The 12,829-nt window shown below is 34.4% G+C and carries 13 protein-coding genes and 2 riboswitches; of the genes, 8 read left to right on the top strand and 5 right to left on the bottom strand.

Going from position 1 to position 12,829, the window contains the following annotated elements:
• The first annotated feature begins 58 nt into the window (after positions 1–58).
• A riboswitch (TPP riboswitch) is annotated at positions 59–170 on the top strand.
• Positions 171–279: 109 nt separating this feature from the next.
• The 7 genes from thiW (at position 280) to SM124_RS00425 (ending at position 8,701) form a co-directional block, all read left to right on the top strand.
• The gene (thiW, locus tag SM124_RS00395) at positions 280–789 is read left to right on the top strand and encodes an energy coupling factor transporter S component ThiW (protein WP_322444506.1); all 510 of its coding nucleotides are present in this window, start codon (positions 280–282) and stop codon (positions 787–789) included.
• A 47-nt stretch (positions 790–836) separates the two neighbouring features.
• Positions 837–949: riboswitch (TPP riboswitch) on the top strand.
• A gap of 95 nt (positions 950–1,044) precedes the next feature.
• Positions 1,045–2,817, top strand: a complete 1,773-nt coding sequence (gene thiC / locus SM124_RS00400; RefSeq protein ID WP_322444507.1) for a phosphomethylpyrimidine synthase ThiC — start codon at positions 1,045–1,047, stop codon at positions 2,815–2,817.
• Positions 2,795–2,995, top strand: a complete 201-nt coding sequence (locus SM124_RS00405; protein ID WP_322444508.1) for a hypothetical protein — start codon at positions 2,795–2,797, stop codon at positions 2,993–2,995. Before thiC ends, SM124_RS00405 begins: the two co-directional genes overlap by 23 nt.
• Positions 2,996–3,128: 133 nt before the next feature.
• Complete coding sequence (locus tag SM124_RS00410; RefSeq protein WP_322444509.1) at positions 3,129–4,346, top strand: metallophosphoesterase family protein; 1,218 nt, start codon at positions 3,129–3,131, stop codon at positions 4,344–4,346.
• Positions 4,347–4,360: 14 nt separating this feature from the next.
• Complete coding sequence (locus SM124_RS00415) at positions 4,361–7,345, top strand: ATP-binding protein (RefSeq protein ID WP_322444510.1); 2,985 nt, start codon at positions 4,361–4,363, stop codon at positions 7,343–7,345.
• Positions 7,346–7,442: 97 nt separating this feature from the next.
• Positions 7,443–8,387 (top strand): 3'-5' exoribonuclease YhaM, encoded by a 945-nt coding sequence (yhaM, locus tag SM124_RS00420; RefSeq protein WP_322444511.1) that lies wholly within the window; start codon positions 7,443–7,445, stop codon positions 8,385–8,387.
• Positions 8,388–8,515: 128 nt separating this feature from the next.
• Positions 8,516–8,701 carry a sporulation YhaL family protein gene (locus SM124_RS00425; protein ID WP_322444512.1) on the top strand — a complete coding sequence of 62 codons (186 nt, stop codon included), beginning with the start codon at positions 8,516–8,518 and terminating at the stop codon, positions 8,699–8,701.
• 56 nt (positions 8,702–8,757) lie between these two features.
• Here SM124_RS00425 and SM124_RS00430 read toward each other — a convergent pair whose 3' ends face one another.
• From SM124_RS00430 to SM124_RS00440, 3 genes are all read right to left on the bottom strand, one after another.
• Positions 8,758–9,627 carry a peptidylprolyl isomerase gene (locus SM124_RS00430; RefSeq protein ID WP_322444513.1) on the bottom strand — a complete coding sequence of 290 codons (870 nt, stop codon included), beginning with the start codon at positions 9,625–9,627 and terminating at the stop codon, positions 8,758–8,760.
• Between the two features lie 393 nt (positions 9,628–10,020).
• Positions 10,021–10,200: a hypothetical protein gene (locus tag SM124_RS00435; protein ID WP_322445026.1), complete on the bottom strand. Its 180-nt coding sequence runs from the start codon at positions 10,198–10,200 to the stop codon at positions 10,021–10,023.
• Between the two features lie 85 nt (positions 10,201–10,285).
• Positions 10,286–10,834, bottom strand: coding sequence for a DUF3267 domain-containing protein (locus SM124_RS00440; protein WP_322444514.1), 549 nt, complete (start codon positions 10,832–10,834; stop codon positions 10,286–10,288).
• A 231-nt stretch (positions 10,835–11,065) separates the two neighbouring features.
• Between SM124_RS00440 and SM124_RS00445 the strand changes: the two genes are divergently transcribed.
• Complete coding sequence (locus SM124_RS00445) at positions 11,066–11,401, top strand: DUF1878 family protein (protein ID WP_322444515.1); 336 nt, start codon at positions 11,066–11,068, stop codon at positions 11,399–11,401.
• A gap of 3 nt (positions 11,402–11,404) precedes the next feature.
• Here the strand turns inward: SM124_RS00445 and SM124_RS00450 are convergent, their stop codons facing one another.
• Positions 11,405–11,977, bottom strand: coding sequence for an HTH-type transcriptional regulator Hpr (locus tag SM124_RS00450; RefSeq protein WP_322444516.1), 573 nt, complete (start codon positions 11,975–11,977; stop codon positions 11,405–11,407).
• A gap of 273 nt (positions 11,978–12,250) precedes the next feature.
• Positions 12,251–12,628, bottom strand: coding sequence for a YtxH domain-containing protein (locus SM124_RS00455; protein WP_322444517.1), 378 nt, complete (start codon positions 12,626–12,628; stop codon positions 12,251–12,253).
• Positions 12,629–12,829 lie beyond the last annotated feature (201 nt).

The following is a 12,829-nucleotide window of genomic DNA, read 5'->3' on the forward strand; positions in this document are numbered from 1 at the left end:
AAAATATATTTGCAAATTTTACCTTATGTGTTATAGTTGCAATGAAAATAACATATTCTTACGTCACTGGGGGTGCCGGATATTGGCCGGCTGAGATTAAGACCTATAGTCTTTGACCCTTTTAACCTGATCTGGTTCGTACCAGCGGAGGGAAGTGTATTGACTTTTGTCTACATACGCAGATTCCTATTGCTGGAGTCTGCTTTTTTTGACTCCAAAAAATAGAGGATTTAATTAGTATGCACACCCCCAGTGAAAACCACAATTGGAGGGATTTTTATGGGGAAAACACAAAAGTTAACGTTAACGGCAATGATGGTTGCAATCGGAACACTAACCAGTCATATGTTTTATATTCCGATAGGCTTTGCCAAAGTATTTCCTATGCAACATTTTATTAATGTATTATCTGCTGTATTATTAGGACCTTATTATGCAGTAGCCCAAGCTTTTACCGTCTCATTATTAAGAAATATGATGGGAACAGGCTCTCTATTTGCTTTCCCAGGCAGTATGATTGGAGCTCTCCTGGCAAGTCTAATATTCTTAAAAACTAGAAAAACGTTATTTGCAGCATTTGGTGAAGTAATTGGAACAGGAATATTAGGAGCCTTAGCCTCATATCCAATTGCTACACTTTTATTAGGAAAAGAGGCTACTCTATTCGGCTTTGTGCCAGCATTTATAGTGAGTTCCATAGGTGGAGCGGCAATAGGCTTCATAATTTTAACTGTATTCCAAAGAAATGTAGGACTGAACAGAGAATTAAATAATGTTAGTAAGTTCTAAAAACGAACATATAACTAATATCTTTATAGAGAAATAAATTTAATAGAAAAATCTACTAGGGGAGTCCTATAGCAGGGCTGAGAAAAAACGCGCGTAAAGTTTTTGACCCTTTGAACCTGATCTGATTCATATCAGCGTAGGGAAGTAGTCTGACAGTGCGATTATTCACGCACTCTTCATCTACTTACACTCGGGTTCCTTATTGGGAACCCGTTTTTTATTTTTTGAGCAAACAAACAAATTGGAGGTATAACCATGCAAAAAGAGAAAAATCAATTACAACCATTAAATCAGTTTCCAGGCAGTAGAAAGGTTTATGTAGAAGGTGGGAGCACAGATATACAAGTTCCAATGAGGGAGATTTATCAATCAGCAACGGAAGGAATTTTTGGAACAGAAGAAAATGCACCAATTCGAGTGTATGATACGAGTGGACCTTATACAGATCCTAATTACGAGGTTGATATTTATAAAGGCTTACCGAAGCTTCGTCAAAACTGGATAGTAGAGCGTAATGATGTTGAGGAATACGAAGGTAGAGAAGTCAAACCAGAAGATAATGGCTATCGAAATGACGTGGATGGTAGAATTGTAGAAGTTTTTCCTAATGTTGTAAAAAGGCCTTTAAGAGCAAAAAAGGGCTCGAATGTAACTCAAATGCACTATGCGAAAAAAGGCATGATCACACCTGAAATGGAGTTCATCGCTATAAGAGAACAGCTTGACCCAGAGTTTGTACGTAAAGAAGTAGCATGCGGAAGAGCCATTATCCCTGCTAACATTAATCATCCTGAAAGCGAACCAATGATTATTGGACGTAACTTTCATGTGAAAATAAATGCGAATATCGGAAACTCTGCGGTGTCTTATTCTATTTCAGAGGAAGTAGAGAAAATGACTTGGGCAACTAGATGGGGTGCGGATACCATCATGGATTTATCAACAGGGAAAAACATACATACAACAAGAGAATGGATTATTCGTAACTCTCCTGTACCTGTTGGAACTGTACCTATTTATCAAGCATTAGAAAAAGTGAAAGGTGTTGCAGAAGATTTAACTTGGGAGGTTTATCGCGACACGTTAATAGAACAGGCTGAACAAGGGGTTGATTATTTCACCATTCATGCTGGAGTGCTATTAAGATATATTCCAATGACGGCAAAAAGAACGACAGGAATCGTGTCACGTGGAGGATCTATATTAGCTCAGTGGTGTTTGGCTCACCATAAAGAAAACTTCTTATACACTCACTTTGAAGAAATCTGTGAAATCTTAAAAGCGTATGACATTGCTGTTTCTTTAGGAGATGGACTACGACCAGGATCGATTGCAGATGCAAATGATGAAGCACAATTTGCAGAGCTAGAAACATTAGGTGAATTGACGGAGATTGCTTGGAAACATGATGTTCAAGTTATGATTGAAGGTCCAGGGCATGTGCCAATGCATATGATTAAAGAAAACATGGAAAAACAATTAGAAATTTGTAAAGAAGCTCCTTTTTACACGCTCGGTCCTTTAACTACAGATATTGCACCGGGATATGATCATATTACATCAGCTATTGGAGCTGCCATGATTGGCTGGTTTGGAACAGCCATGCTCTGCTATGTAACGCCTAAAGAGCATTTAGGACTTCCAAATAAAAATGATGTTCGTGAAGGGGTTATCGCTTATAAAATTGCCGCACATGCAGCTGATTTAGCTAAAGGCCATCCCGGTGCACAAGTGAGGGACAATGCATTATCAAAGGCTCGATTTGAATTCCGCTGGAACGATCAATTTAATTTATCTTTAGATCCTGAGAGGGCTAGGGAATATCATGATGAAACCCTACCAGCTGAAGGAGCTAAAACGGCTCACTTCTGCTCTATGTGCGGACCAAAGTTTTGTTCTATGCGTATCTCTCAAGATATTCGAAATATGGCTCAAAGCGGAGAGAAAAGTGAAGAGGAAATTATTGCAGAAGGAATGAAAGAAAAGGCAAAGGAGTTTGTCGACCATGGCTCAGCCATTTATAAGTAATCATTCCCCTCATACGGTTAGTGAGCTTAAGGAAGAAATTAAAAGGCTGAAGGAAAATATTCAAATGCTTGAGTTGGAAATACAACATATTCAGAAGAACTGTAAGCATGTTTTCTTAGAGGAGCAAGGTTTTCGAAAATGTATGAAGTGTCATAAAATTGATGTCTATTACTATTAAGCTAACATTTAACCCTGCCGTTTGGTGGGGTTTTTACTATATTTAAATAGGTTAAGAAGTAATGATGGGATAAGAACGTGCATTCGCCTTTTAAAGGTGATAGAATGGTAAAAAAACGGTTGTGAGGAAAAAAATGAAGGAAATAAAATTTATACATACAGCAGACCTCCATTTAGATAGCCCTTTATTAGGTTTAAAATATCTGCCAATAGATATATTTAAAAGGCTGCAAGAAAGTACTTTTCATGCTTTAAGAAAAATAATTGATACTGCCATTGATCAAAAGGTGGATTTCATCATTATAGCTGGTGATATATTTGACGGTGAGGACAGAAGTATCCGAGCTCAAGTCCGTTTTAAAAAAGAAATGGAGCGCTTAGAAAAACATAATATTAGTGTTTTTGTCATTCATGGTAACCATGATCATTTAAGTGGGAATTGGACAAAGATTGAAATGCCGGAAAATGTATTTGTTTTTGGAGAGAATGTAGAAGTAAAGGGTTTCAGCACTTCCCATGGTGTTACAGCTAGTATATATGGCTTCAGTTATCCTGTGCGCCATGTATATGAACGGAAAATTGACTCTTATCATAAGGAAATGGATGCAGACTTTCATATTGGGATTCTTCATGGAAATTTAGAGGGTGGAACGGACCATGGAAATTACGCACCATTTCAACTTAAAGACCTAATGGATAAAGGGTTTGATTATTGGGCTTTAGGTCATATCCATAAGAGAACAATCTTATCTGAGCAGCCGCCTATTATTTATCCGGGTAATACTCAAGGTAGGCATAAAAAAGAGAGTGGCCCAAAAGGTTGCTATATAGTTACACTAAACGAATATCAAAGTGATTTAACATTTATTGAGACAAGCGATGTTATTTGGACGACTGAAAACATTGATGCAAGGGATTGTAAAACATTTGATGACCTATATAGACTTTGCCTACAAACAATGGACGGTTTACGTAAGGAAGGAGTTGGACAGTTACTGAACTTTAGTATAGTGAACTTAAATAATGAATTCTTAAACCTTCAATATTTAAAAGATGAGTTGCTGGACGCTTTACAAGAAGAGGAGAAAGTTGAAGATAATTTAATATGGCCCTATAACATCGAACTAGAGGAAGCGGTTGGTTGGAAACGAAATGAGCTTGCTTCAGAATCAGATTTTTATGAAGAAATCTTTAGGGTAATGGATGGATTGCAAAATATAGACGAAATGGTTGCTTCTTTATATGAACACCCAGTAGGAAGAAAGTTCTTACAACCACTAACTACAGAAGTAGTAGCTTCCGTTAAAAAGGAGGCAGAAAAAATACTAATCCAAGGTCTACTGAAGAAGTAGGGAGGGAGTTATAAGTGAAATTAGAGGAAATTCATATATACGGATATGGAAGACTGGAAGATGTATCTATAAAAAGTTTGGGAGATTTCCAAGTATTTTACGGTCAAAATGAAGCAGGTAAATCAACTATAATGTCATTTATTCATAGCATCCTTTTTGGTTTTCCAACAAAACAACAATCTGATTTAAGATATGAGCCGAAAAAAGGAACAAAATATGGTGGGAAACTAGTAGTAACTTCTAAACAGGGGAGAGCAACGATTGAACGAGTTAAAGGAAAAGCGGTTGGAGATGTTAGTGTTTGGTTGGACGACGGTACGATAGGTGGGGAAGAGCTTCTTAAAGAAATCCTTAGCTCTATAGATAAATCACTATATCAGTCTATCTTTTCATTTAACCTACATGGTTTACAAAATGTCCATCATATGAAGAGTGAGGACTTAGGTAAATTCTTATTTTCGACTGGGGCATTAGGGTCTGACCGTTTGCTTACGGTTGATGCTGAATTACAGAAGGAACTTGAATTGCGTTTTAAACCAAATGGCAAAAAGCCCCTAATTAATGAGAAACTTAAAGAAATAAAAGATGTATACAATGAATTGAAAAGAACGGAACAGATGAATGCACGTTACAATCAATTTTTACAAGAGAAGGAATCTTTACATAAAGAAATTTATAGTCTGAATGAAAAAATAAACAGATTAGAGAAAATGAAGAGTCAACTAGAGGAATGGGAGAAGCTGTCCCCAATTGTTAAAGAAAGCTTGCTGTTAAAAGAGGAATTGGACCAAACAAAAAAAGCCCCTTATCCAGTTGATGGAATATCTCGGTTAGATCAAATTAATCAAGTGATTACACCACTCACCGCACAAATGAAAACGATAAAAGAAAGAATTAGGAGTATTACAGACGAAATAAAGGCAAATGAACCTAACTATCATTTGATAGAAAACGAAACAGTGATAACTGCAGCGACTGAAAAAATGCCCTTATATGATTCTATCTTGGAACAATTAAATGAGTGGGAGTTAAAAAAACAGCAGCTAGAAGAAGAAATTAGATCAATAAGAGAGAAGCTACACATCCCGATTAATGAAGAAAATATTGTAAATGTAAACACAAGTATCTTCATGAAGGAGAAGACCGCTTCTGCACAAAAGAAGCAGCAACGTCTTAACGAGAAAAAGGAAGAGCTAGAAGAATTATTTAATTCTGAAAAAGCTGCTTTGGAAATGCTTGAAGGAAGAATGGAACAGATAAAGAATGAGCTTTTACCTAAATCTGAAAGAGAGAAGCTGGAGGAAAATGTTGCTAATATAGTAAAACAAGAATCATTAAATAGAGACCTTCAGGAGATTCAAGAGAAAATTCAATTCTACAAAAAGAGTAGAGAAGATGCTACAAGACGGAAAACACAAAACTTTAGGCAAGGGATCATGTTTGGGTTCATTTTTACTCTTTTAATTGGCTTTGGGATTTGGAAAACAGAGTTGCTGCTATCTGCATTTGGGGCAGTTGGAATTATATATGTCTTCAGTTTACTGTTTAAGAATAATCAATTGAATGAACTAAAAGATTTAGACAAAAAAATAAAATTATGCCTTCGTCAAGAAGAGGAACTAAAACAAAAGGCCAATATCAATTTGCCAAACTATGAGTGGATGGAAAAACAACTGAGAAGAGACAAGGAGTTGCAGGAACAGTTAACTTTGTTACATAGTAAATGGTCTCTTCAAAATGAACAGTATGAAAGAGTCATTAAAGGGTTTGAAAAATGGGAATTAGAAGTGACGGAGCATGAAACTTTTTTAATAAATTTAGGGGATGAATTATTTCTCCCTAAAGAAATAGCACTAAGACATTTGCATGAAGCTTTTTTACTAATTGAGAAACTAAAACATCTTATTAGTGAGCTTCATCGTATGGATGAACAAATCAAGAAGAGACAAAATGAATTATTGTCTATAACTAGTAAAATAGATGAACTAAAACAAAAATTCTTAAAACAGCAAAACTATGGCATTAAAGAGTCAGCGTTACTTTTAAAGGAGCAGTTAAAAGAAGAACTAGAAAAATATAATAAATATAGCGAATTGAAGAAAAAGTTGAACGAACTTGAGGAAGAATGCATCGTTGTAGAAAGTGATTTCAAACATATAAATGAAGAAAAGCAAGAATTGTTCAAATTAGCAAATGTAGAGACTGAAGAGGAATTTCGTATTGTAGGGCAATTAGAGGAAAAGAGAAAAAGTACTTTAGCTAGACTTCATGAACTGAATCGAAATGTACAGCTTTCCTCTCTCTCTGAAGATACAATCACTTTTTATTTGGACAAGGATGCTAACAGAGAAAGGCAAATTTTATTAAATGAACTATCGGAGACACAAGAAAAACGTTCAAGTTCGATTGAAAGGCTAGCAGAGGTAAAGCATGAAATCAGTGTCATAGAAGATGGGGGAACATACGCTGAAACTTTACATACCTATAAACAATTAACATTTGAATTAGAGGAAGAAGCTAGGGAATGGGCTACATATATGGTGGCTAAAGAAGTTATGTCTAAGACGGTTCAGAAATTTAAGGAAGAACGCCTCCCTAATATGCTAAAAAAAGCAGAAAGTTATTTACAGTATCTTACTGATGGACAATATGTAAGAATCATAACAAAACAGGACAGCAACGGGTTTCTAATTGAGAGGAAGGACCAAACCCTTTTTGAGGCGAATGAACTTAGCCAAGCAACAACAGAGCAAGTGTATGTTTCACTAAGGTTAGCGCTTGCTACAACTGTATATAAGAAATTTCCTTTTCCCATTATTATCGATGATAGCTTTGTTAATTTTGATCATGTAAGAACAGAAAAAGTAATTAATTTATTGAAGGAAATGACAAGTAACCAAATTTTATTTTTTACATGTCATAAGCATTTACTTACATACTTTACTAGCTCTGAGATCATTCATCTTGAGAAGAGTAAAATAATCCCTATTCAATCTTAACAGGATAGGGATTAATGTTTACTCTAACTAACTGAAAAATCAACCCCGTACAAAATTTATGATATACTAGTTTCATAGAAGGGAGCGTCGATTCTTAATGACTAAAGGAATCCTCCATTATGAAGTAGGAGAGCAAGTTGAGAAATTCCTATTAATAAAAAATTCTACTAAAGGAATTGCAAGTAATGGTAAGCCATTTTTAACGTTAATTTTTCAAGACCAAAGTGGGGATATTGAGGCTAAATTGTGGGACGCTTCTGATGAAGATGAGAAAAGGTATAGCCCGCAGAGTATTGTAAAGGTTCAGGGAGATATTCTTAACTACCGTGGACGTAATCAATTAAAGCTAAAACAAATACGTCCATCCACTCCAACAGATGCTGTTAAGTTAGAGGACTTCTTAGAGTCAGCACCTGTTAGTAAAGATGAAATGAATAGTAAGATTACTCAATATATTTTTGAAATGAAAAACCCTAACATCCAAAGAATTACCCGCCATTTACTAAAGAAACATCAAAATGCTTTTATTGAATTTCCTGCAGCAACGAAGAACCATCATGAATTTGTTTCTGGATTGGCGTACCATGTTGTGAGTATGTTAGATTTGGCTAAAGCCATTTCTGACTTGTATCCTAGCCTTGATAAAGACCTATTATACGCCGGAGTCATTTTGCATGACTTAGGAAAGGTGATTGAGCTATCTGGCCCAATATCAACCACATATACGGTTGAAGGCAATCTATTAGGTCATATCACGATTATGGTTACTGAAATTGGGAAGGCTGCGGATGAGTTAGGAATTAGCGGAGAAGAAGTCATGATCCTTCAGCACATCGTACTTAGCCATCATGGAAAGGCTGAATGGGGAAGTCCGAAGCCGCCATTAATTAAAGAAGCAGAAATCTTACATTATATTGATAATTTAGATGCAAAAATGAACATGCTTGATCGTGCTCTAGAAAGAGTAAAACCTGGAGAATACACGGAAAGAGTGTTTGCTCTAGATCAGAGATCATTTTATAAACCTACTTTTCATAAATAAAAATTCTTAGAACGTCTCGATGGTTGAGGCGTTTTTTTTATGAGCAAATAATTATTCATATTTCCTTATTTACTGAATACATTTTAATTAACAAGTGGACAACCTTATTTTTACTGGAGGATTGAAAAATGACTATTCCTATTTGGGTTTATATTATTGTAGCGGGGATCATGGTTAGTGCGGTGATGGCCATTAAAACAGGCAAAGAAGAAAGACAGCAAGAAAATGAAAGCATTGAGAAAGAAGGAGAAGTTTACATGCAAAGACTAGAGAGAGCGCGTGAAGAGCGCACAAAGGAGCGTTCTCTAGGATAATCATTCCTATAAGCATACAAAAAGGGTCCCACGTCGGAACCCTTTTTGTTTACTCATTATTGTTGGACTTCTTCTGTATCTTTCTCAAGAACGCCTTTTAAATCCTTGTCGTTAATTTTTACATTAGCATTTTTTAATTCACGTTCCATAGCTTCATTAATAATCGTACCATCAAGTTTAGACACTTTTACTTTATAAACAACTTCATCTTTCATATCTTCAAAAGATTTCTTTTCTTTTTTATCAGTTGTTTGGATGATATGGTAGCCATGCTCTGTTTTAACAGGTTCACTAATTTCGTTTACATCAAGTGCATAAGCCGTTTCTTCAAATTCAGGACTCATTTGCCCAGGACCAAACCAAGGTAATTCTCCACCTTGTGCAGCTGAACCAGGATCTGTTGAGTATTCTTTAGCTAAATCCTCAAATTTAGAACCGGTATCTAGTTTCGTTAACACTTCTTTTGCCGTTTTTTCATCTGCAACTAAAATATGACGAGCTTTTACTTGAGGCTTGTAATTATCATAGTATTCTTTAAGTTCTTCATCCGTAACTTCGATATCCTTTATAGCTGCTTTCTCTTGAAGAAGGCCTATTCTGAATGTTTCTCGTAGATCATCTTCACTATCATACCCATACTGAGCAAGAGCTGTTTCAAAGTTAGCACCTAACTGCTCTTTAAGTTCATTAATTTTCTCGTCCAGCTCTTTATCTGTCACTTCGTAGTTTTTAGAAAGAACTCTTTCATATACAAGCTCCTGAAGGGCTTGTTCACCGTACTTTTCCTTCATAGCTTCATATAGCTCGTCCTTTGTAATATTGCCCGCTTTAGACTCTACAACGGCTTCTGAGTTAGTGTCATTGTTACATGCTGCTAAACTGATAACCCCTGCTGCAAGAGTAAGGGAAAGTACCCATTTTTTCATGCTGAACATCTCCTAAACGTTAATTTCTTGGTTACCTTAAACCACAACCATTACTATATCACAACTTGAATAAAGAACAAAAACGATATCCATTGGTTAAGGAATTATTTTACAAAAATGAGCATTTAGTTTTAGATAGTCCTGTTTTTTCGAAAATCGTAGTTTTTGCATATAAACCTAGCCCGTTCCTTTCCGCAGGGAGGAAGTCAAGCCTCCTCGACGTTCCGTCTGTGGGGTCTCGACCTTTCCTCTATTTCCTGCAGGAGTCAAGTGCCTTCCGCTACAATCCACTCAGTGATTCAAATATTGCAAAAAGAGTCATCTATCATCAAATCTTCCCAAACAAAAAAAGAACACGGTTTATCCGTGTTCTTTAAAGATATGTACCTAGGTTTAAGCAAATAAAATTTCAATATATGAAGAGATAAGTAATATAGTGACAAGTATATTTATAGTCCTAAATACTTTTGGTTGACGCTCTTCAGGTATTTCCTTTTGTAAGCAAAGGGAATTAGTCATCCTATTAATATTGTATAATATAAAAATGGCAAAAATAATAAATATGGAGATCATCAACGAATCCCTCCTAATCGGCGATTTTTTCTCTAATATTTAGATTACCAAATATTTATAAAAAAAGAAAGTCAGAAGGGTTCAATTAAGACGGTCTACTAATCAATATTTCAAACCCTTCATCGTTTTCTTCAATAAAAGAGTGTCTAGGAGCAGTTAATATATTCTTAAAACAGATAAAGTCCGAAACACACAGACCAGTATGGAAAGCTATAAGTATAGTAAAATAATGTGCGTAATGTGGCAATAAAAAACATGTTGATATTAATACGGCATTAATAATGATAAAGGGCATTAATAAAGCAAAAATAAATAAATTCTTTGATATAGGTTCGCAAACTTTAATGTTTATTATTGGAAAAATAAATAATCTAAATTCAAATTGTTTTTTTACAATCTTACCTAAATGAGCAACAGGTAAGAAATGTAGAATTTTATGCAATGGATAAAGTAAAAATAAACCGATAAGAAAAAAAACAAAATGGTTATCGTAAAAGAAATTTTTAGGAATAATTAAATAAGTAACCGGTACATAAAGTAAAATAAATGCAAACAACGTTGTTAAGGAAGACAATACAAATAGTCTTTCTGTTCCATATTGTTTAGAAAAGTTAATCGTCTTCCAGCAATTCATCGTCTCAGCCTCCATAAGGAGAGAATAATTTTTGAGTTATTTTTGAGCCTATTCATAACTACTTATGATACTGTACGACGAAAGAATGAAAAAATCAATAGTAATTTACACGTGCTTTTCATTTCATTTTTAATGGATATTATGTAAAATGTTAGCGATAATGTTAAAGAGTTCGAGTGGAGCATATATAAGGAAATGGTTAAATTTGATTGATTGAAAAGAGGAACAATAATGAACTATGAAGAGTTACTGGAGAAGATAAAACGGTTAGAATATCACCAAACCTTATTAGCGCAGATGGTTTCAACAAATAAATTTGGCTTTTATCAATTAGTTATTGAAAAGTCACTACATAAAAATGAAGTAGAGGATTTTTATAAACTTTGTGAAAAAATGCACATAAAGTTAGAAGAACAGAAAGCGGAAGGATTTGTATACTTTCATCCGCTTTTAGAAGAATTCAAATCAAATTTACATCCAAATCTTCAAGCAGAAGAGGTAGTAGAAGTGTGTCTAAACCAACATTTATTCGTGCCATTAATGTTAGAGTTTAAGAAATATCTTTAAAAATTAGACAACTTCCTGAGATGAGTTCCTCTTACGAAGCTTACCATCTTCCTCAACAAACTCGCTATCAATGTTTGTAAAAGATTTCTCGAATATTTCCATAAAGTCATCACCATAAATATTACGAATGATTGCCATCATCTCAATAATATCTGGAAACTTTCCATACAGTTCTTTTAGTGGCATCGCACCGGAGAAAGCTGCATTTTTATCTGGCTCATAACTTTCCATTAATTTAAGTAAAACGCTTTCACCTTGTTCCGTTAACTGAATATAAGTATTTCTTTTGTCACTTTCTTTTTTAGAGAAATTCAATAATCCACGTTCTTCTAACTTTTTCGAAAAGTTAAAAGCAGTAGAGACATGCATTACTCCAAACTTAGCAACATCTGAAATAGACGCACCGTTTAGGTGGTAAGCGATCCAAAGAATGTGATGCTCATTAATGTTTAGATCAAAAGGTTTAATCCATTGCTGCCAATCTTTTTCTACTGATTTCCATAAAGCTTTACTTAATTGGGCAATCCTTTGGCTAAAAAGCATTGCTTCTTTCATTGAATACTGTTTTTCTGCCATCCCCTAATTCACCTACTTTTATTATTCAATAGACTGTTTCTTACTAATCTAGTTTAGTGTCTAGTAAGAAAATTTTTTTCTCTATTATCATTATGCCAATAAAACAAAAATTAATAAAGATAAAATTTACAAAATTTTTAGAAATTTAGAAATAGGTACGGTTAAGCCTTTTTTAAAAGGCTTATATGTTATATAAACTTTATAAAAGTATCGTACTCTATATTTAACATAATAAGTTTTGTAGCAAGAGATTAAGAAAAGTTACATCTAATTTTATTTATTAACTAATATACTCTGATCTGCTTGTATTTGAGACTCCAGTTCGTTCACAGTTTCTTGAATGGAGTTTAGTTCAAATTTTAATTGTTCTTGGTTAGGGTTAATATCTTCCTGCCAATCAGCTAGTAAGATTTTTACATCGGAAATAAACGTAGAGATAACCTCTTTCCCTTCTTTTGTGGCGGATGTAGTTGAATTTTTTAAATCCAATAGACTTATCTTTAAATCTAAAAGCTGGTTTCTCCACTGATTACTATTTTCCTTAATGTAATTTCTAGTTTCCTTACCTGAAGCAGGTGCAGATAATAGGGTTGTAACACCAGCTGCAATTCCCCCAACTATAAATCCAAGCAATAGAGTTTTTGTTTTCATCTAATCACACCTCTCATATACTAAATCTTTATATATAGGTTGAATTTATTTTATCCTAATAATATTTAAGTACAATCACTTTGAAAATAACTAGGAGTTTATAACATTCAAAATTCTACAAGAATCTTTAAATTCCTTTATTTTTGATTTGAAAATGATAAAAATATTTAAAGTATCCAGTGATTTTTTTCAGCGTTATTT

This window comes from Robertmurraya mangrovi, from assembly GCF_034427655.1.
Classification (GTDB): domain Bacteria; phylum Bacillota; class Bacilli; order Bacillales; family Cytobacillaceae; genus Robertmurraya_A; species Robertmurraya_A mangrovi.